Raw genomic sequence first — 19614 nt, forward strand, 5'->3', positions numbered from 1 at the left:
CCCTCGCCGATCGGCCGGGGTCACGCCCGCGGCGGTTCTCGCCGGCTCGCTCGCAACTGTGGTGGTTCCCGTCGGCCTGCTCGCGCTCGTCTCCCCGGCCGGTCTCTACGCGCCCGGCTCCTGCGCCCCCGGCGCCTGTGCGGCCTCCTGGCCGGTCAGCGCGTCGATCTCCTCGATGAGCAGCCGCTTGCGCTCCTCGCTCAGGTACGACGCCCGCACCCCGTTCCGCGCGAACTCCGCCAGCCGCTCCTTCCCGAATCCGAACGCCCGCGCCACCGCCCGGTACTCCGCGGCCGTCGTCGTGGCGAACATCGGCGGGTCGTCGCTGTTGAGCGTGACGAACAGCCCCTCCTCCAGCAGCCGGGGCAGCGGGTGGTCCTCGATCCCGGCGACCTGGCCCGTGCACACGTTGGAGGTCGGGCACACGTCCAGCGGAAGCTGCGTCTCGCGCAGGTGCGCCACCAGGCGGGGGTCTGACAGGCAGTTGATGCCGTGGCCGATGCGCTCGGCGCCGTAGCCGTCGATGACCTCCCAGATCGTCTCGGGCCCGCTCATCTCCCCGCCGTGGGGCACGCTGTGCAGGCCCGCCGCGCGGGCGGCCGAGAACGCCGAACGGTAGGCGTCGCGGTATTTGGGGCGTTCCTGCTCGATCCCGCCGATGCCGAAACCTACCAGCGCGGCGGGAGGTTCTCGCAGGGCGTGCTCCAGGGTCACCTTCGCGGCCTCCTCGCCGTACTCGCCGGGGATGTCGAAGATGTAGGCCATCTCCACCCCGTACTCGCTGAGCGAACGGCTGGAGGCCACGTCCAGCGCCTCGGTGACGGCCCGCATGGGCAGGCCGACCATGTGGTGCGCGTACGGGGTGACCTGCAGCTCGGCGTACCTGACCCCTTGCGGGACGAGGTCGCGGGCCAGGCCGAGGACGAGGGTGGCCACGTCCTCCGGCTCGCGTACCAGGGAGTTGACGGCCCCGTAGACCTGGGCGAAGTGGGGGAAGTCGGTGAAGGTGTAGAAGCGGCGCAGCTCCTCCTCCGAGGTGGGCACCTCGCTGCCGGGGTGGCGGCGCGACAGCTCCAGCACGGTGGGCACCGAGGCCGAGCCCACCAGGTGCACGTGCAGTTCGACCTTGGGCAGGGCGTCGATGAAGGCGTCAAGGGTCATGCCGACGACCATAGGGGCGGCGCTTCCCGGAAATACAGGCTTCGCCGCTAAATCTCACAGTCATTTGTTAGATTCTGTGGCTGGGCTAGGCTGGGGCGCGTGACCGACGCCGAAGCCTACGACCGCGGCTTCGCCCGCCTCACGGCCCACACCGCCGGTCTCCTCGTCGCCTCCGTGGCTCGCGACCCTGCCCTGCGCCTGCTCGACGTGGACCGCGTGGCGGGGGGCCGCGCCCCGCGCCTGCTCGACGTGGGCTGTGGGACCGGGGTGGTGACGTCGGCGGCGCTGGCGGCGGGGGCCGAGGTGACGGCCGTGGACGTCGATCCGGGCATGGTGGCGCTGACCGCCCGCCGCAATCCGTCCGCGAAGGTCCGGCCGGCGGCGCTGCCCGAGCTGCCGTTCTATGACGAGCAATTTGATGGAATAGCCGGAAATTTCATCATCAATCACGTTCCCGACGCCGCCGCGGCACTGACAGAGCTGCACCGTGTGCTGCGGCCGGGCGGCACGATCGGGCTGACCTGGTGGAAGGCCGACGAGATGACGGCCACCGGCGTGATCGCCGACGCCATCGCCGAGGCCGGGATCCCCTACGAGCCGCCGGTCCGCTCGTTCACCGCGCACGACACGCCCGAGCGCTTCACCTCGCTGCTGGCGGAGGCCGGGTTCAGGCAGGCCGTCGTGGAGGAGGTCAGGTGGCGGCACCGGGTCGACCTCGCGGCCTGGTGGACGGAGATCGTGCTGGCGGGCGGTCCCCGGTTCGCGGTCATCGGCCGGCAGCCGCCGGAGGTCGCCGAGCGGATCAGGGCCTGCTACCTGCGGCTGGCGGCGCCGTACGAGCGGGCGGGGTTCCCGGTCTGCGCCCACCTCGCCCGCGCGCACCGCTGAGTCACCGCGGGACGACCCCGGCAAGGAGTCTCCGCCGAACGTCCCCAGCAGCCGAGTCGCCGCCAGACGTCCCCAGTCACCGACGCGGGCCCGTCCTTTCAGCGGCCGGCCGGCGCCCTCGAACCGCACCCCCCGGTCCCTCAGCGGCCGGCGAGCGCCTCGTACCGCACGCCTGTCAGCTCGGCCGACACCTCCCACAGGCGCGCGGCCAGCTCCTCCGAGCGGGCCCGCTCCGACGGGACGAGCAGCTTGGCCTTGGGGCCGAAGTACTCGCCGCCGCGCACGTCGGGCGAGGTGGCCGCGTACAGCGAAGGAACGGCGCCCGCGGCGGCCGGCTTCAGCACCAGCTCCACCAGCGGCTGCAACGGCCCCACCTTGACGATCCGGGTGGCCGTCGGGCCGGGGTGGGTCACCGTGCTGAGCAGATCGCCCCCCGCCTTGTCGGCCCGCCGCTGCAACTCCAGCGCGAACAGCACGTTGGCGAGCTTGGAGCGCCCGTACGCGGACATGCGGCCGTAGCGGCGCTCCAGGCCCAGATCGTCGAAGTCGATCCGGCCCGCGTTGTGCGCGTCGCTGGTCACGGTCACGACCCGAGCCCCTGGAGCGGCGATCAGCAGCGGCAGCAGCAGCCCGGTGAGCGCGAAGTGCCCCAGGTGGTTGGTGCCGAACTGCATCTCGAAGCCGTCCCTGGTCGTGCCCCTGGGGACCATGGCGATGCCGGCGTTGTTGATCAGCAGGTCGAGCTTGCGCACGCCCGCGGCGAAGTCCCTGACCGAGGAGAGATCGGCGAGGTCGAGCCGCCCGTACTCGACCTGGGCCCCGGGCGCCTCCCGCAGGATCCGCGCGACCGCCTCCTCGCCCCTGCCCTGGTCGCGCGCCGCCACGATGACGTGGGCGCCGTGTCTGGCCAGCTCCAGCGCGGTGGGGTACCCGATGCCGCTGTTGGCGCCGGTCACGACGGCCGACTTGCCGCTCAGGTCGGGCATGGAGGCTGGGGTCCAGGCGGTCATCGGCGCTCCAGGGATGCGGAACCGTTGCGTTGATCACAGACTAATCGTTCCGGACGTTTCGTAGATCACCGGCTCTGGTTCACGACATTGCGCACATCACCGGCGCACGTTCCCGGCGCTTCGGAGATCACCTAGCGTTCCAGGCGCAGGCGGGCGTGCCGCTCCTCGCGGCGCGTCACCTCCAGCCGCTGGGCGCTGTCGTCCAGCTTCTTGCGTGCCTTGGCCAGTTTCCGCTCCAGCCGCGCCACCTTCTCCGCGCGCTCGCCGTGCTCCCTCTCGGCCGCGTCCAGGGCCTCGCGCCACTCCCGGTGCGCCGCCTCGGCCTCCCGCCGCTCCTCGGCCTTCCTGGCCTCGACCTCGGCGCGCTTCCTGGCCTCCTCCTCCCGCGCCTCCGCCCGCGCCTTCTCCGTGTCCTCCGTACCGCTGCCGCGTCTCCCTCTGGCGGCGGCAGGACGCCCGCGTGGGACGGGGGCGGGCGCGAAGCCGCTGAACCGCAGCGGCTTGTCCAGCCGGCCGCGGCGCACCTCCTGGGCCGCGCCCGCGTCCACGACGGCGGCGTCCAGCGTCTGGTCCACCTCGGCCCCCGCGGCGGCCGACAGGTTCACACCCTCCCGCGCGAGCCGGCCCGCCCTCCCGGTCACCTCGCCCCGCCGCCGGGTCAGCTCGGCCAGCTTGCCCGCGTCCTGCCGTTCCCAAGCCGCGCGCAGGCTCTCGCCCACGTCGAGGAGCTCGGCGAGCGCGTCGGGATGCTCGCGGGCCAGCCGGTTCACCGCCCAGGCGGAGACCGTCGGCCGGCGCAGTCTCGCGATGTCGCGCGAGAGCCGTGCGTCCCCCGCGTCCTTGGCCGCGCGGGCCTCCGCCGTGCGCGCGGCGGTGAACTCGGACGGCGGCAACTCATACAGGCGGCCGGCCACCTCGTCAAGATCCACACAGGACAAATACCCCACACGGCCGGGTTTCTAGCGCATAGTGGAGGCAGCCCCAGCCGAACGGAGGCATCCGGTGTTCGAACGCTTCACCGACCGTGCGCGCAGGGTCGTCGTCCTCGCTCAGGAGGAGGCGCGGATGATGAGCCACAACTACATCGGCACAGAACATCTGCTGCTCGGCCTCGTCCACGAGGGTGAAGGGCTCGCCTCGCTGGTGCTCGACAGCTGCGGCGTGGACATCGAGCACGTACGCGCGTATGTCGAGCGCGAGGTCGGCCACGGCAGCAAGGCGCCGAGCGGGCACATCCCGTTCACGCCGCGCGCCAAGAAGGTCCTGGAGCTGTCACTGCGCGAGGCGCTGCAGCTGCGGCACAACTACATCGGCACCGAGCACATCCTGCTCGGGCTGATCAGGGAGGGCGAGGGGCTGGCCGCCTCGGCGCTGGCGGACGCCGGCGCCGACCTGGTGGACGTACGCCAGCGCGTGCTCGACCGCGTGGGCCGCGCCCCCAAGGAACGTCCGGCCGAGATGTTCTTCGCCGGCGGCTCCGTGCTGAGCGAGCGGCTCACGCAGATCCAGGAGAGCCTCGACCGCATCGAACGCCACCTCGGCATCGAGAAGCGGGACCCGCCCGGTCAGGCGGGCAACGACGAGGCGGGCCTGGGCTGAGGCGATCGCGGGCTCGGCCCGGCGGTGACGGAGGCCGCCCCCCGTCCGTCTCAGGCCGAGACCCCCGGACTCGGGACGCCTCAGACCGAGGCCAGCGCGCCGACCGGGAGCCGGGCCTCCATCACTCCCGGGTCCTCGGTGTAGGCGAGGCCGGCGCCCAGCGCGACCAGCAGCCGGCGCATCCGCGCGTTGTCCGACAGCATGGTGGCCCTGACCTCGGCGTACCCCAGATCGCGGGCCGCTCGTACGAGCATTCTGGCCATCGCCGTGCCCAGACCGCGCCCCTGCCAGCGGTCCTCGACCAGGAAGGCCATCTCCGCGATCCCGGGGTCGGGGGTGAACATGAGGTTGGCCATGCCCACCACCTGCCCGTCGTGCCCCGCGACCAGCGAATATCCCTTGCTCCTGTCGCAGAGCTTGTCGAACGCGCGCGGCGGCAGCGCCGGCATGGCGGTGAAGTAGCGGAACCTGCGCGACTCCGGCGAGCACCTGTCGTGCAGGTCGCGCACCGCCTCGCGGTAGATCGAGGTGAGCGGGCGCACCGTCACCTCCGCGCCGTCGGCGACCTTGATCGCGCGCTCCGCCGTGGCCGGCTCCGTCGCGGGCTGGGCCAGCCGGGCGAAGGAGGCCGCCCTGGCCGCCTCGGTCAGCGTGAACGGCAGCTCGGAACGGCGCAGGCGGACGGCGCGCCTGGGGGCGACCGGGACGACGAGCTGGGTCGGGTCGGGAAGATCACTCACGGGCTCACCATAGATCCACCGGGCGTCGTCCGCGCGCAGCAGCTCGGCCAGCAGCTCCGGCAGCCGCCAGGGCATCGTGCGCAGCCTGGAGGCCAGCAGCAGCGCCCTGGTGGGCTCGTCGGTCAGCTCGTGGGCGGTGGCGGGCACCACCTCGACGCGGCGGCCGCCGGCCGCCTCGAGGGCCTCGCGCACGGTCTCGGCGCTGGCCGGGATGTCGGCGACGAACTCGTCGACGGTGCCGTCGGTGTCGGACTGTACGCTCAGGCCGAGGATGTTGCCGCCCCTGTCGGCAAGGGCCGAGGCCAGCGAGGCCAGCCGGCCGGGTCGCTCGTCCACCGTCGTTCGGATGCGCAGGAATCCCATGGGCACGAGCATGCCCCGCGGCTGTTACACGGCCGCTACCGACGTGTTTACATTGCGTATTTCGTCGCATGATGCGCCGACTTATCCCGATATAGGAGGATATGTCGCTATGAGTGTCCCTTTGTCGACCGGGTTCGTGAACGGCGACGTCTCCTTCTGGTACCGGTCGTCCGGGCTGCCCGCCGCCGGCCCTCGGCTCGACGGCGACCTTCGGGCCGACGTGGCCATCGTCGGCGCCGGCTACACGGGCCTGTGGACCGCCTACTACCTCAAGCGGGCCCGCCCGTCACTGAACGTGGTGGTGCTGGAGCAGGAGTTCGCCGGGTTCGGCGCCTCGGGACGCAACGGCGGCTGGCTCACCGGCGACCTGGCCGGCTCGCACGAGCGCTACGGGGAAGGCGCGCGGCGGCTCCAGCGCGCCATGTACGCCTCGATCGACGAGGTCATCGCGGTCTGCGAGCGGGAGTCCATCGACTGCGACCTGGTCAAGGGCGGCGTGCTGAACGTCGCCCGCACCCCGGCCCAGGCCGCCCGGCTGCGCGAGACGGTGGCCTCCGCCCGCTCCTGGGGCATCGAGGAGGCCGATCTGCGCCTGGTGGACCCGGCGGACCGGGTACGCGTCTCCGGCGCTCTGGCGGCCTCCTGGAGCCCCCACTGCGCCAGGATCCAGCCGGCCAAGCTGGCACGCGGCCTGGCCAGGGCGGTGCGCGAGCTGGGCGTGCCCGTCTACGAGCGCACCCCGGTGACCGCCATCGCCCCGCACCGGGCGCGTACGCCGTACGGCACGGTGACGGCCGGCCACGTGATCCGCGCGACCGAGGGCTTCACCGCCCGGCTGCGCGGCCTGCGCAGGCAGTGGCTGCCGATGAACAGCTCGATGATCGTCACCGAGCCCCTCCCCGCGTCGTTCTGGGACGAGGTCGGCTGGCAGGGCGCGGAGCTGCTCGGCGACATGGCCCACTACTACATGTACGCCCAGCGCACGGCCGACGACCGGATCGCCTTCGGCGGGCGCGGCCGCCCGTACCTGTACGGCTCGCGCGTGGACGCCCGCGGCCACACCCACGAGTGGACCGTCGAGGCCCTGTGGCGGCTGCTGACCGGCTTCTTCCCCGCCGCCCGCTCCTCCTCGGTCGCGCACGCCTGGTCGGGTGTGCTGGCGGTGCCACGCGACTGGTGCTCGGCCGTGCACGTGGACCCCGCGACGGGCCTGGGCTGGGCGGGCGGCTACACCGGCCACGGCGTGACCACCACCAACCTGGCCGGGCGCACGCTGCGCGACCTGATACTCGGCGAGGAGACGGAGCTGACGTCGCTGCCGTGGGTGGGCCACCGGGTGCGCCGCTGGGAGCCCGAGCCGCTGCGCTGGGCGGGCGTGCACGCGATGTACCGCCTGTACCGGATGGCCGACCACCGGGAGCGGACGATGCCGCGCACCTCCGCCCTGGCCCGGTTCGCCGATATGATCACCGGCCACTAGAAAGGAACGCCCATGAGCATCCTCTTCCGAGGCGGTCGCGTCTTCACCCCGAAGGGTGTCCTGGCCGGATCCGTGCTGGTGCGGGACGGCGTGATCGCCGCGGTGGTCGCGGAAGGGGAGCCGGCGCCGCGGGCCGGCGAGACGGTGGATCTCGACGGCGGGCTGCTGGTGCCCGGTTTCACCGACGCGCACATCCATCCCATCCAGGCGGGCCTTGAACGCGCGAAGTGCGATTTGTCCGACAAATACGGACTGGACGCGTACAGAGAAAAGATCGCCGACTATGCGGCGAAAAATCTTGATAAAGAGTGGATTGATGGCGGCGGCTGGGACATGTCGGCATTTTCGGATGGCTTGCCGCACCGCGAACAGATCGACTTCCTCGACCGCCCCGCCTATCTGATCCAGCGCGACCACCACGCCGCCTGGGTCAACACCCGCGCGCTCGAACGGGCCGGCATCACCCGCGACACGCCCGACCCCGCCGACGGCCGCATCGAGCGCGACCCCACGGGCGCGCCGACCGGGGTCCTGCACGAGGGCGCGATGGACCTGGTCGGCCTGCTCACGCCCCGCCCGACGCCCCAGGACCTCCAGGACGCGCTGGCGGAGGCACAGCGGCACCTGTTCTCGCTGGGCATCACCGGCTGGCAGGACGCCATCGTGGGCTCCTACGCGGGCTCGCAGGACCAGTTGCCCGCCTACCTGGCAGCGGCCCGCTCAGGGATGCTGCGGGCGCGCGTCGTGGGCGCGCTGTGGTGGGACAGGACGCGCGGGCTCGATCAGATCGAGGAGCTGGTGGCACGGCGCGCGTCGGCCGAGGGCCTCGACCGGTTCCGGGCCGGCTCGGTCAAGATCATGCAGGACGGCATCACGGAGAACTTCACCGCCGCGACCCTGGAGCCCTACTGCCTGTGCGGGGGCACGGGGCTGTCGTACGTGGATCCGGCCCTGCTGCGCGAGTGCGTCGCCGAGCTCGACCGGCTCGGCTTCCAGGTGCACGTGCACGCCATCGGCGAGCGGGCGGTGCGCGAGGCGCTCGACTCCTTCGAGGGCACCGATCCCGCCAACCGGCACCACATCGCCCACCTGCAGATCATCGAGCCGTCCGACGTGCCGCGCTTCGCCGCCCTGGGCGTCACCGCCAACCTGCAGCCGCTGTGGGCCACGCACCACGCCCAGATGGACGAGCTGACGCTGCCGTACCTGGGCGAGCCGCGTTCGTCGTGGCAGTACCCGTTCGCGGACCTGCTGGCCACCGGGGCCCGCCTCTGCGCGGGCAGCGACTGGCCGGTCTCCGACGCCGATCCGCTGCAGGGCATGCACGTGGCGGTCAACCGCACCGAGCCCGGCGGTTCGCTGCACGCGGGCTACCCGACGGCGCAGACGCCGTTCCTGCCCGGCCAGCGGATGGACCTGGCCACGGCCATGACCGCGTACACGGCGGGCTCGGCCTGGATCAACCGCTCCCCCGCCGGCGTCATCGAGCCGGGCCGCCCCGCCGACCTGGTGGTGCTGGACCGCGACCCGTTCGAGCTGCCGCCGGGCGAGATCTGGACGACGCGGGTGCGCATGACGTTCGTGGACGGCGAGCCGGTCCACGAGAGCTGACCGACGGCTCTCTCACGGCGGACACGACGAAGGGGCCCCGGGCAGCCGCCCGGGGCCCCTTCGTCGTCCGCCACCACTACCAGGGGGACTTGTTGTTGCGCAGGCGCTCCAGTGCTTCCTCCAGGATCGCCTTGCCGTCCTTGTCGCTCCTGCGCTCCTTCACGTAGGCCAGGTGCGTCTTGTACGGCTCGTTCTTCGGCGGGGCAGGCGGCGCCTCCTCGTCCTGTCCGGCCGGGAGACCACAACGCGGGCAGTCCCACAGCTCGGGCACCGCCGCGTCGCTGGCGAAGCTGGGGCGCGTCTCGTGCATGTTGGCGCACCAGAACGAGACCCGCACTCTCGGAGCCGCCTCGCCACGCTCGGCCTCCCCCATCGGGCCGGCGCCGACTCGGCTGCCACGGATCGCGTTGCCACTACCCACGGATGAACTCCTCGCTCGATCGCCCCGCGTACAGACACGGGGGGAGAATCACTGTCACGCGTTGACTTGCTAGCTCACGGCCTCATGAGCAGGCCGAGAGCGATGATGCAGACGAACCAGACCGTGCCGGTGATGACGGTCAGCCGGTCGAGGTTACGCTCCACCACCGAGGAACCACCGAAGTTCGACGAGAAGCCGCCGCCGAACATGTCAGACAGGCCACCGCCCTTGCCCTTATGAAGCAGAACGAGCAGGATCATGAGAAGGCTCGCCAGGATGAGGGCGATGGAGATTCCGAGTACCACGGTATGCCTGTTCCTTCAGTGCTCTGTTACGCGTGACGATTCAAACTTGCCTCTTGAGGGTACGACCTGATGTCAAGTCGCACCCCCAGAACGGCTCAGTTGGCAGGCATATCGGAGAATCGGCAGATCTTCGCGAACTCTCCGGCGTCGATGCTGGCGCCACCGACGAGCGCGCCGTCGACATCCGGCTGAGCCATGATGCCGGCGACGTTTCCTGACTTGACCGAGCCACCGTAAAGGATACGGATCGCGGAGGCCACTTCGGGGTCGTAGAGCTCGGCGAGTCTGACCCGCAGCGCTCCGCAGACCTCCTGGGCGTCCTCCGGGGTGGCCACCTCACCGGTGCCGATCGCCCACACCGGTTCGTAGGCCACCACTATCGATTTTGCCTGCTCGGCGCTGATTTTGCGCAGCGCCCCGTCGAGTTGTCCCAAACAGTGCGCGATCTGGCCCCCCGCTTGACGCACGGGAAGGCCCTCCCCCACGCACAGGATGGGCGTCAGCGAGTGGCGGTAGGCCGCCCGCACCTTGCCGTTGACCAGGTCGTCGTCCTCGCCGTGGTACTGCCGGCGCTCGGAGTGGCCCACCACGACGTAGGCGCAGCCGAGCTTGGCCAGCATCGCGCCCGACACCTCGCCGGTGTAGGCGCCGCCGTCGTGCTCGGACAGGTCCTGGGCGCCGTAGACGATCCTGAGCTTGTCGCCGTGGACCAGGGTCTGGACGCTGCGCAGGTCGGTGAAGGGCGGCAGGACGGCGACCTCGGCCTTGTCGAAGTCCTTGTCGCTGAGCGCGAAGGCCAGCTTCTGGACCAGGGCGATGGCCTCGAAATGGTTGAGGTTCATCTTCCAGTTGCCGGCGATGAGCGGCTTGCGCTGCACCGTTCAGTCCTCCAGGGCCGCGAGTCCGGGGAGGGTCTTGCCCTCCAGGTATTCGAGGCTGGCGCCGCCACCCGTGGAGATGTGCGAGAAACCGTCCTCGGGCAGCTCCAGCTTGCGTACGGCCGCCGCCGAGTCACCGCCGCCCACCACGGTGAAGGCGTCACCGGCGATCAGCGCCTCGGCCACCGCCCTGGTGCCGCCGGAGAACGCCTCGAACTCGAACACGCCCATAGGCCCGTTCCAGAACACCGTCCTCGCGTCGGCCAGCTTGGCCGCGAACAGCTCGCGCGTCCTCGGCCCGATGTCGAGCCCCTCCCGGTCGGCCGGGATGGCCGTGGCCTCGACCACGTCGTGCTCGGCGTCGGCGGCGAAGGTGACCGCCGCCAGCACGTCGACGGGCAGCACGAGCTCGACGCCCCGCCGCGCGGCCTCGTCGAGGAAGCCCCGCACCTGGTCGAGCTGGTCCTCCTGGAGCAGCGACCTCCCGACCTCATGGCCCTGGGCCTTGAGGAAGGTGTAGGCCATGCCGCCGCCGATGAGCAGCCGGTCGACCTTGGTCAGCAGGTTGGCGATGACGCCGAGCTTGTCGGAGACCTTGGCCCCGCCCAGCACCACCACGTAGGGCCGCTCGGGGCTCTCGGTCAGCTTGCGCAGCACCTCGACCTCGGCCACGACCAGCCCGCCCGCGGCGTGCGGCAGCAGCCCGGGCACGTCGTAGACGCTGGCGTGCTTGCGGTGCACCGCGCCGAAGCCGTCGCCCACGTAGAGCTCGGCCAGCCCCGCCAGCCTGGCCGCGAACTCACCGCGCGTGGCGTCGTCCTTGGACTCCTCGCCCGGCTCGTAGCGCAGGTTTTCCAGCAGGGCCACCTGGCCGTCCTGGAGCGCCTCGACCGTGCTCCGCGCGCTCTCGCCGACCACGTCGGCGGCGAAGGCCACGTCCTGGCCGAGCAGCTCGCCGAGCCGCGCGGCGACGGGCGCGAGCGAGTATTCCGGGTTGACCTTGCCCTTGGGCCTGCCCAGGTGGGCGCAGACGACGACCTTGGCGCCCCGATCCAGCAGGGCCTTGATCGTCGGCACCGACGCCCGGATGCGGCCGTCGTCGGTGATCCTCTCCCCGTCGAGGGGGACGTTGAGGTCGGCGCGCACGAGCACGCGCCGCCCCTTCACGTCGAGATCGTCGAGCGTGCGCATGCTCATGCTCCCGTGGTAAAGAGGCCGTCCTGACCTTCGCTCACAGACCGCGGCCGACGAGCTCGACCAGGTCGGCGAGTCGGTTGGAGTAGCCCCACTCGTTGTCGTACCAGCCGACGACCTTGACCTGGTTGCCGATGACCTTGGTCAGGCCGGCGTCGAAGACGCAGGAGGCCGGGTCGGTCACGATGTCGGAGGAGACGATCTCGTCCTCGGTGTAGCTGATGATGCCCTTGAGCGAGCCCTCGGCGGCGGCCTTGACCGCGGCGTTGACCTCCTCGACGGTGACGTCGCGGCTGACGTCGACGGTCAGGTCGGTGGCCGAGCCCGTGGGGATCGGCACGCGCATGGCGAACCCGTCGAGCTTGCCCTTGAGCTCGGGCAGCACCAGGCCGATGGCCTTGGCGGCGCCGGTCGAGGTGGGCACCACGTTGAGCGCGGCGGCGCGGGCGCGGCGCAGGTCCTTGTGCGGGCCGTCCTGGAGGTTCTGGTCCTGCGTGTAGGCGTGGATGGTGGTCATCAGACCCTTCTCGATGGTGAAGGTGTCGTGCAGGACCTTCGCCATCGGCGCCAGGCAGTTGGTGGTGCAGGAGGCGTTGGAGATGACCGTGTGGCTGGCCGGGTCGTAGTCGCCGTCGTTGACGCCCAGCACGACGGTGACGTCCTCGTTCTTCGCCGGGGCGGAGATGATCACCTTCTTGGCGCCGTTGTCGGCGTGCACCCGCGCCTTGGTGGCGTCGGTGAACAGGCCGGTCGACTCCACCACCACGTCCACGCCGAGGTCGCCCCAGGGCAGCTTGCCCGGGTCACGCTCGGCGAAGACCTTGATGGCCTTGCCGTCAACGGTGATCTCGTCACTGGTCGCCTTGACCTCGTAGGGCAGGCGGCCGAGGATGCTGTCGTACTTCAGCAGGTGGGCGAGCGTCGCGGTGTCGGTCAGGTCGTTGACCGCGACGATCTCGATGTCCTTGCCGCTGGCGGCGACAGCGCGCCAGAAGTTGCGACCGATGCGGCCGAAGCCGTTGACGCCTACGCGAATGCTCACGGGAACCGATCTCCTCGAACAGATGGCGGGCTGGATCCTTCAGCCACCGGCGGGCGGGATCCTCTACCACGAACCCTATCGGAACCAAATTGGTTTAGACCACTTCAGGCCCTGCCCTGCGAATCACCGTTCTGGCGACACGTTTTGAGAGGTTCGAGTAAAGTGCCCGACTCGTCGGAGTAAATTCGTGCATTCTCTGGGGGCTGAGATGTCACATAAGCGGTCCGGCCTACTGCCCGGACTCCTAGCAGGGCTGCTCGCCGCGCTCGTCTGCGCGGCCGGCATGGGGATGGTCGTGCTGTTCCAGCAGAGCCTGCCGGCCGCCGTCATCACGTTCTGGGGCGGCCATCCGGTCCTGCTGGGCCTGTCGCTCGTGATCGCCGCACTGGTCGCTCTCGCGACGGGCGCCGTACGTCCGCGCTCCCTCGTCCTGCTCCCGTTCGCCGCGCTGTTCGCGGGCGGCGCGGTCGTGGCCGGGCAGATCACGGGCTCCTCCATCCTGTACGGCGCCGCCCTGCGCGGCGGCCCCTCGCCCGAACCGGCCACCGCCGACCTGGGCGACATCGACATGACCAACTTCAACACCGGCCTGCAGGACGCGCTCGCGCTGTACCGGGGGCCGCTCGCGGAGACGTGGTCCGCGTGGCTGTACGTCGCCGTGGCGGCCGTGGCCGCGTTCGCCCTGCTCACGCTGCGAGTGACGCGGGTGCGGCGGGCCCAGCGGGCGCAGGAGGACGCGGCGGAGGCCGAGGAGACGAAGGAGCCCGAGTACCGGGCCCCGTTCGAGCCCGCGCAGCAGCCCACCCCGAAGACCACGGCCGATCTCTTCACCCCCCGCAAGCCCGTGAAGGACTGACGGGTCCCCTCACCCGCCCGCCTGCTCACGGCGGCACACCGGCGGCGACACGCCAGGCGAACGGGAACCGCCGGCACGGCACGCGCAGCGGCGCCAACGCGGCCCACCGGGCAGCAGACCGCATGACGCGCCACCACCACGCCGATCCTCGGCACACCCCCCGACGGACGGGACGCCTGACACGTTCCCCTGACCGTGCCGTCCCCGGCCGATCGCCCGCCACCCAGGACGGCCGACCGCTCGCCACGCCAGGACGGCCGACCATCCGCCATCCCACGACGAAGGCGGCCACCACCGCGTGACGCGCGCCCGGACACCCCCTGAGCGCCCGCGTGCAACCTGCCCGGCACGCGAAAGCAGCCGCCTCACCGTCGCGTCACCTCACGGCGCGAGCATGTCCACTGTGAGATTGGCCTCAGTGTTGGGGATCCCCAGATCGGAGGCCCGTTTGTCGGCCATGGCCAGCAACCGCCGGATCCGTCCGGCGATCGCGTCCTTGGTCAGCGGCGGGTCGGCGATCTGCCCCAGCTCCTCCAGCGACGCCTGCTTGTGCTCCACCCGCAGCCGCCCGGCCACGACCAGGTGCTCGGGCGCCTCGTCCCCCAGGATCTCCAGCGCCCGCTGCACCCGCGCCCCCGCCGCGACCGCGGCCCTGGCGGAACGACGCAGGTTGGCGTCGTCGAAGTTGGCCAGGCGGTTGGCGGTGGCGCGCACCTCGCGCCGCATCCGCCGCTCCTCCCAGGCCAGCACGCTGTCGTGCGCCCCGAGCCGGGTGAGCAGCGCGCTGATCGCGTCACCGTCGCGCACCACCACCCGGTCCACGCCGCGCACCTCGCGCGCCTTGGCGTGGATCTTCAGCCGCCGTGCCGAGCCCACCAGTGCCAGCGCCGCCTCCGGCCCCGGGCAGGTGACCTCCAGCGACATGGAGCGCCCGGGCTCGGTGAGCGAGCCGTGCGCCAGGAAGGCCCCCCGCCAGGCGGCCTCCGCGTCGCAGGCGGCCCCCGCCACGACCTGGCGCGGCAGGCCGCGCACGGGGCGGCCGTGGTTGTCGATGAGGCCCGTCTGGCGGGCCAGCGCCTCACCGTCGCGGTAGACGCGTACGACGTAGCGCGAGCCCTTGCGCAGCCCGGCGGGCGCGAGCACGAGCACCTCCGCCTTGTGCCCGAAGACCTCGCCGATGTCCTTGATCAGCCGCCGTGCGGTGGCGTTGGTGTCGAGTTCGGCCTCTATCACGATCCGGCCGCCCACCAGGTGCAGGCCGCTGGCGAACCGCAGCAGCGTCGAAACCTCCGCCTTTCGGCAGCACGGCTTGAGCACCGGCAGGCGGCTCAGTTCGTCTTTCACCACACCTGTCATCGCCATGCGTTAGTCCTCTCCCCCATTCAGACCGGCTCCTTTGAGTCTCTCGCACCTTCGCGCCACGCCGACCAGGATCAACGCTTCTGGAGGAAAATCTCGTCCAGGACGGAGGCAAGACGTCGTGGGTCATGCCGCGCGGAGCCGTCCGCGGCGGCCACGTCGGCCATGACGAGCCGGGCGCCGAGCGCCGCCGCCGCCTTCTCCAAGGCGTCGGGATCGTCCACGACACCGGTGTCGGCGAGCACGACGTCGATCGACAGGCCGGGTGCGTGCTGCCGGAGCACCTCCAGATGCTGCTGGGGGGAGAAGTCGTCGGTCTCGCCCGGCTGGGGGGCGAGGTTGAGCGTGACGAGCCGCTTGGCCCTGGTCGCGTGCAGGGCCCTGGCCAGCTCGGGCACCTTGAGGTGCGGCAGCACGCTGGTGAACCACGACCCGGGCCCGAACACCACCCAGTCGGCCTCCAGCACCGCCGCCACGGCCTCAGGCCGCGCCGGCGGGTCCTCGGGCACGAGGGAGATCGCCTGCACGCGCCCTGGCGTCAGGGCGCACGCCACCTGCCCGCGTACGGTCGAGGTGACGCCGTCGAGCTCCACCTCCGCCACGATGTCGAGCGGCACGGAGGCCATCGGCAGCACCCGGCCGTGCGCGCCCAGCAGCCGCCCGACCCAGTCGAGCCCCGCCACGGGGTCGCCGAGCAGTTCCCACAGCGCCACGATGAGCAGGTTGCCGACGGCGTGCCCGTGCAGGTCGCCCTCGCTGCGGAAGCGATGCTGCACCACCTCGCTCCAGGTGCTGCCCCACTCGTCGTCACCGCACAAGGCGGCCAGCGCCATGCGCAGGTCGCCGGGTGGCAGCACACCGAGCTCCCGGCGCAACCGTCCGCTGGAGCCGCCGTCGTCGGCGACGGTCACCACGGCGGTCAACCGGTCGGTGACCATCCGTAAGGCCGACAGGGACGCGTACAGGCCGTGCCCGCCGCCGAGCGCGACGACCGGCGGCCGGAACCCGCCGTGCCACGGCGCGCCCACACCACCGTCGCGAACCTCAGGCTCCTGCTCCCGCGCATCCGCGTCACCCACGCCGCCGCCCCGCTCCTCCCGCGCGACCACGCCGGCCACGACCCCACCGTCCGCAACCCCACCGTCCGCAACCCCGCCGTCTTCGCCTCCGCCGCCCACCCCCACGCCGGCCACGGCACCACGCCCGGAAGACTCACCGTCGATCATGCCGCTGCCGCAAGCCATGCTCAGGGACACCGTGCCGCCGGAACCTTCACCGGCCCCGGCCAGGACGCCGATGTCCGAAAGGCCACCATCGGCAGCCCCTCCGCCCAAGACGCCACCACCGGGAACCGCACCGTCGAGCACAGCACCATCCGCAATGCCGCCTTGAAGAGCCCCACCATCGGGAGCCCTGCCGTCCACGGCGGCGCCTACCGGAACGCCGCCGTCCGCGACATCACGACCCGAGCCGCCACGGTCGGAAACTTCCTGGTCGGAAGGGGCGTCGCGAGGCACGTCTCCACCCGGCCCGCCAACCACCCGCGGCGGACCCTGATGACCGCGCCCGCCCAGGCTCGGCCCAAGACCCAGGCCGGGCCCAGCGTCCCCTACCGGAACCGGCGGAGCGGCTTCGACGTCTTCATCGGTCACTCCCGCCCCACATCCCGGTGACTCACCTGGACCTCCATCCCGCGGTCGCGCAGGCGGGCGGCGACCTGCTCGGCCATCGCGACGCTGCGATGCTTGCCGCCTGTGCATCCCACCGCAAGCGTGGCATAGCTCTTGCCCTCGCGCGCGTATCCGGCCGCGACCACCTGGAGGACCTCCTCGTAGGCGTCGAGGAACTCCTTGGCCCCCGGCTGGCCGAGGACGTAGTCGCTCACGGGGGCGTCGAGGCCGTTCATCGGCCGCAGCTCGGGCACCCAGTGCGGGTTGGGCAGGAACCGGCAGTCGACCACCAGGTCGGCGTCGACGGGCAGCCCGTACTTGAAGCCGAACGACACGACGTTGAGCCGCAGCCCGGGACGGTCTTCCCCGCCGAAGTAGGCGACGATCTTGTTGCGCAGGTCGTGCACGTTGTGCGAGGAGGTGTCGATGACCAGGTCGGCGTTGGCGCGCACCTCCCGCAGGATGCCGCGTTCGCGGGTGATCCCGTCGACCAGCCGCCCCTCGCCCTGGAGAGGATGCGGTCTGCGGACGTTTTCGAACCTGCGCACCAGCTCTTCGTCGCTGGCCTCCAGGAACACCACCCGCACGCGTACGCCGCGCCCTTCGAGCTCCTCGATGGCCGCGTTGAGGTCGGTGGTGAAGGCCAGGCTGCGCACGTCGACGACGGCGGCCACCTTGTCGGCGGCCAGCTTGACCTTGCCGGCCTCCTCGGCCATCGCGAACAGCAGCCCCGGCGGCAGGTTGTCGATGACGAACCAGCCCAGGTCCTCCAGCGCCTTGGCGGCGGTGCTGCGCCCGGCCCCTGACATGCCGGTGACGATGACGAACGCCGGTCCGGCGCTCATCGCGTCATCCCGGGCGGAAGCAGCCCCGCGAGCGGAGATCCCCCCGCTCCGCGCGTCGTCGCGGGCGATGCCCGCGCCACCCCGTACGTCGCTCATCGGGTCACCCCGTCAGGGGAGATCGGCGGTCTGGACGGGCCCCTGCCCCGACGGGCCTGACCGCATGCCTCTTCGGCGTTGACACCCTGGCATCCTGGCGAGATCAAGGTGACTCTCCCTTCAGCGTCGACACGATGACCTCGGCGATGGACGGGCCGATGCCGGGAACCGCGCAGATTTCATCGGCAGTGGCCTCACGTAGCTTTTTCACGGAGCCGAAGTGTTTGAGCAGCGCCTGCCTGCGCGCCGGCCCCAGGCCGGGCACACCGTCGAGCGCGCTCTCCTTCACCGTCTTTGACCTCTTGGAACGATGGTAGGTGATGGCGAACCTGTGTGCCTCGTCACGCACCCGTTGCAGCAGGTAGAGACCCTCGCTTGAACGAGGCATGATCACCGGCTGGTCGTCGCCGGGCAACCACACCTCCTCCAGCCGCTTGGCCAGACCGCACACGGCCACGTCGTCGATGCCGAGCTCGTCGAGGGCCCGCTGCGCGGCGGCCGCCTGCGGGCCGGCGCCGTCGACCACGACGAGGTTGGGCGGGTAGGCGAACTTGCGCGGTTTGCCGGTCTCCGGGTCGATGGGGCCCGCTCCGGCGTCGTCGTCGGGGGCCAGCTCGCCGGTCGCGGAGCGTTCCTCCAGATAGCGGCGGAACCGGCGCATGATCACCTCGTGGATCGAGGCGACGTCGCCCTCCTTGGTCTTGACGGCGAAGCGGCGGTATTCGCTCTTGCGCGCCAGGCCGTCCTCGAAGACCACCATCGACGCCACGACGTTTTCGCCCTGCAGGTGGGAGACGTCGTAGCACTCGACGCGCAGCGGCGCCTGGTCGAGGTCGAGCGCGTCGGCGATCTCCTGCAGCGCCTTGCTGCGGGTGGTCAGGTCGCTGGCGCGGCGGATCTTGTGCTGCGCGAGTGACTCCTTGGCGTTGCGCTCGACGGTCTCCATCAGCGACTTCTTGTCGCCGCGCTGGGGCACGCGCACCTCGACGCGGGAGCGGCGCTGCTCGGTCAGCAGCTCGGCGACGGCCTCGGCGTCGGGCGGCAGGTGCGGGACGAGCACCTCGCGGGGCATCGAGTCGGGGCTGGCCTCGCCGTACATCTGCAGCAGGAACTGCTCGACCAGCTCGCCGGGCGTGGTCTCCTCGACCTTGTCGACGACCCAGCCGCGCTGGCCGCGGATGCGTCCGCCGCGGACGTAGAAGACCTGGACGGCGGCCTCCAGCGGATCTTCGGCCAGGGCGATGACGTCGGCGTCGGTGCCCTCCCCGAGCACGACCGCCTGCTTCTCCAGCGCCCGCTGCAGCGCCTGGATGTCGTCGCGCAGCCGGGCCGCCCGCTCGTATTCCTGCTCGGCGGCGGCCTCGCGCATCTCCTTCTCCAGCCGCTTGATGAAGCGGGTGGTGTTGCCGGCCATGAAGTCGCAGAAGTCTTCGGCCAGGTCGCGGTGCTCCTCGGGGCCGACCCGGCCGACGCAGGGCGCCGAGCACTTGTCGATGTAGCCGAGCAGGCACGGCCGGCCGATCTGCCCGGCCCGCTTGAACACCCCTGCGCTGCACGTGCGCACGGGGAAGACCCGCAGCAGCAGGTCGACGGTCTCGCGGATGGCCCAGGCGTGGGAGTAGGGGCCGAAGTAGCGGGTGCCCTTGCGCTTGGCGCCGCGCATGACCTGCACGCGCGGGAAGTCCTCGCCCATGGTCACCGCGAGGTAGGGGTAGGACTTGTCGTCGCGGTACTTGACGTTGAAGCGCGGGTCGAACTCCTTGATCCAGGAGTATTCGAGCTGCAGCGCCTCCACCTCGGTGCCGACGACCGTCCAGTCGACGTCGGCGGCCGTGGTCAGCATCGACTGCGTGCGCGGATGCAGCGCGGAGAAGTCGGCGAAGTAGGAGTTGAGCCGCTGGCGCAGGCTCTTGGCCTTGCCGACGTAGATCACCCGGCCGTGCGTGTCCCTGAACCGGTAGACCCCTGGGGACTCGGGAATCGACCCCGGCTTGGGCCGGAAACTCAAGGTGCTGCCCGTTGATCTGACCACGCTGCCAGCCTAGTAGCCCGCACCGACAAGGTTGCCCGCCGTACTCTTCGCGATGGTACGGCGG

18 protein-coding genes and 1 pseudogene are annotated in these 19614 nt (G+C 71.4%); 6 read left to right on the top strand and 13 right to left on the bottom strand.

Annotated elements, in window-relative coordinates; all coding sequences use genetic code 11:
• Nucleotides 1–105: 105 nt before the first annotated feature.
• Nucleotides 106–1161, bottom strand: a complete 1056-nt coding sequence (gene add, locus ABFX54_RS37275) for an adenosine deaminase (protein ID WP_346111444.1) — start codon at nt 1159–1161, stop codon at nt 106–108.
• Between the two features lie 99 nt (nt 1162–1260).
• Between add and ABFX54_RS37280 the strand changes: the two genes are divergently transcribed.
• The gene (locus tag ABFX54_RS37280) at nt 1261–2049 is read left to right on the top strand and encodes a class I SAM-dependent methyltransferase (protein ID WP_346111446.1); all 789 of its coding nucleotides are present in this window, start codon (nt 1261–1263) and stop codon (nt 2047–2049) included.
• A 140-nt stretch (nt 2050–2189) separates the two neighbouring features.
• Here ABFX54_RS37280 and ABFX54_RS37285 read toward each other — a convergent pair whose 3' ends face one another.
• Both ABFX54_RS37285 and ABFX54_RS37290 read right to left on the bottom strand, forming a co-directional pair.
• Nucleotides 2190–3059, bottom strand: a complete 870-nt coding sequence (locus ABFX54_RS37285) for an oxidoreductase (RefSeq protein WP_346111447.1) — start codon at nt 3057–3059, stop codon at nt 2190–2192.
• 131 nt (nt 3060–3190) lie between these two features.
• A complete protein-coding gene (locus tag ABFX54_RS37290) occupies nt 3191–3988 on the bottom strand; it encodes a hypothetical protein (RefSeq protein ID WP_346111448.1) in 798 nt (265 codons plus the stop codon).
• Between the two features lie 73 nt (nt 3989–4061).
• Here ABFX54_RS37290 and ABFX54_RS37295 point away from each other — a divergent pair.
• A pseudogene (locus tag ABFX54_RS37295) lies at nt 4062–4598 on the top strand (Clp protease N-terminal domain-containing protein); the annotation flags it as partial.
• A gap of 140 nt (nt 4599–4738) precedes the next feature.
• Here the strand turns inward: ABFX54_RS37295 and ABFX54_RS37300 are convergent.
• A complete protein-coding gene (locus tag ABFX54_RS37300; protein WP_346111449.1) occupies nt 4739–5761 on the bottom strand; it encodes a GNAT family N-acetyltransferase in 1023 nt (340 codons plus the stop codon).
• A 109-nt stretch (nt 5762–5870) separates the two neighbouring features.
• Between ABFX54_RS37300 and ABFX54_RS37305 the strand changes: the two genes are divergently transcribed.
• Both ABFX54_RS37305 and ABFX54_RS37310 read left to right on the top strand, forming a co-directional pair.
• The gene (locus ABFX54_RS37305) at nt 5871–7241 is read left to right on the top strand and encodes an NAD(P)/FAD-dependent oxidoreductase (protein WP_346111450.1); all 1371 of its coding nucleotides are present in this window, start codon (nt 5871–5873) and stop codon (nt 7239–7241) included.
• A gap of 12 nt (nt 7242–7253) precedes the next feature.
• Nucleotides 7254–8852, top strand: coding sequence for an amidohydrolase (locus tag ABFX54_RS37310; RefSeq protein WP_346111451.1), 1599 nt, complete (start codon nt 7254–7256; stop codon nt 8850–8852).
• A gap of 76 nt (nt 8853–8928) precedes the next feature.
• Here ABFX54_RS37310 and ABFX54_RS37315 read toward each other — a convergent pair whose 3' ends face one another.
• The 5 genes from ABFX54_RS37315 to gap form a co-directional block, all read right to left on the bottom strand.
• The gene (locus ABFX54_RS37315) at nt 8929–9273 is read right to left on the bottom strand and encodes an RNA polymerase-binding protein RbpA (protein ID WP_090942943.1); all 345 of its coding nucleotides are present in this window, start codon (nt 9271–9273) and stop codon (nt 8929–8931) included.
• Between the two features lie 74 nt (nt 9274–9347).
• Entirely contained in the window at nt 9348–9578 is a 231-nt protein-coding gene (secG, locus tag ABFX54_RS37320) for a preprotein translocase subunit SecG (RefSeq protein ID WP_106251512.1), read from the bottom strand.
• Nucleotides 9579–9673: 95 nt separating this feature from the next.
• Nucleotides 9674–10456 carry a triose-phosphate isomerase gene (tpiA, locus tag ABFX54_RS37325; RefSeq protein ID WP_346111452.1) on the bottom strand — a complete coding sequence of 261 codons (783 nt, stop codon included), beginning with the start codon at nt 10454–10456 and terminating at the stop codon, nt 9674–9676.
• 3 nt (nt 10457–10459) lie between these two features.
• Entirely contained in the window at nt 10460–11647 is a 1188-nt protein-coding gene (locus ABFX54_RS37330) for a phosphoglycerate kinase (protein WP_346111477.1), read from the bottom strand.
• 40 nt (nt 11648–11687) lie between these two features.
• Nucleotides 11688–12692: a type I glyceraldehyde-3-phosphate dehydrogenase gene (gene gap / locus ABFX54_RS37335; protein ID WP_346111453.1), complete on the bottom strand. Its 1005-nt coding sequence runs from the start codon at nt 12690–12692 to the stop codon at nt 11688–11690.
• 208 nt (nt 12693–12900) lie between these two features.
• On the opposite strand from gap, the gene ABFX54_RS37340 reads away from it, so the two are divergent.
• Nucleotides 12901–13548: a hypothetical protein gene (locus ABFX54_RS37340; protein ID WP_346111454.1), complete on the top strand. Its 648-nt coding sequence runs from the start codon at nt 12901–12903 to the stop codon at nt 13546–13548.
• A gap of 381 nt (nt 13549–13929) precedes the next feature.
• Here ABFX54_RS37340 and whiA read toward each other — a convergent pair whose 3' ends face one another.
• Both whiA and ABFX54_RS37350 read right to left on the bottom strand, forming a co-directional pair.
• Nucleotides 13930–14910: a DNA-binding protein WhiA gene (gene whiA / locus ABFX54_RS37345; RefSeq protein WP_026214667.1), complete on the bottom strand. Its 981-nt coding sequence runs from the start codon at nt 14908–14910 to the stop codon at nt 13930–13932.
• A gap of 71 nt (nt 14911–14981) precedes the next feature.
• Nucleotides 14982–15845 carry a gluconeogenesis factor YvcK family protein gene (locus ABFX54_RS37350; protein ID WP_364535671.1) on the bottom strand — a complete coding sequence of 288 codons (864 nt, stop codon included), beginning with the start codon at nt 15843–15845 and terminating at the stop codon, nt 14982–14984.
• 72 nt (nt 15846–15917) lie between these two features.
• Between ABFX54_RS37350 and ABFX54_RS37355 the strand changes: the two genes are divergently transcribed.
• Nucleotides 15918–16580: a hypothetical protein gene (locus ABFX54_RS37355; protein ID WP_346111457.1), complete on the top strand. Its 663-nt coding sequence runs from the start codon at nt 15918–15920 to the stop codon at nt 16578–16580.
• Here ABFX54_RS37355 and rapZ read toward each other — a convergent pair.
• Nucleotides 16556–17422 carry an RNase adapter RapZ gene (gene rapZ / locus ABFX54_RS37360; RefSeq protein WP_346111479.1) on the bottom strand — a complete coding sequence of 289 codons (867 nt, stop codon included), beginning with the start codon at nt 17420–17422 and terminating at the stop codon, nt 16556–16558. The genes ABFX54_RS37355 and rapZ overlap by 25 nt on opposite strands.
• A 199-nt stretch (nt 17423–17621) precedes the next feature.
• Nucleotides 17622–19550 (bottom strand): excinuclease ABC subunit UvrC, encoded by a 1929-nt coding sequence (gene uvrC, locus ABFX54_RS37365; protein ID WP_428834614.1) that lies wholly within the window; start codon nt 19548–19550, stop codon nt 17622–17624.
• Nucleotides 19551–19614: the final 64 nt, after the last annotated feature.

Origin of the sequence: Nonomuraea maheshkhaliensis, from assembly GCF_039529435.1 — a bacterium.
GTDB lineage: Bacteria > Actinomycetota > Actinomycetes > Streptosporangiales > Streptosporangiaceae > Nonomuraea > Nonomuraea maheshkhaliensis.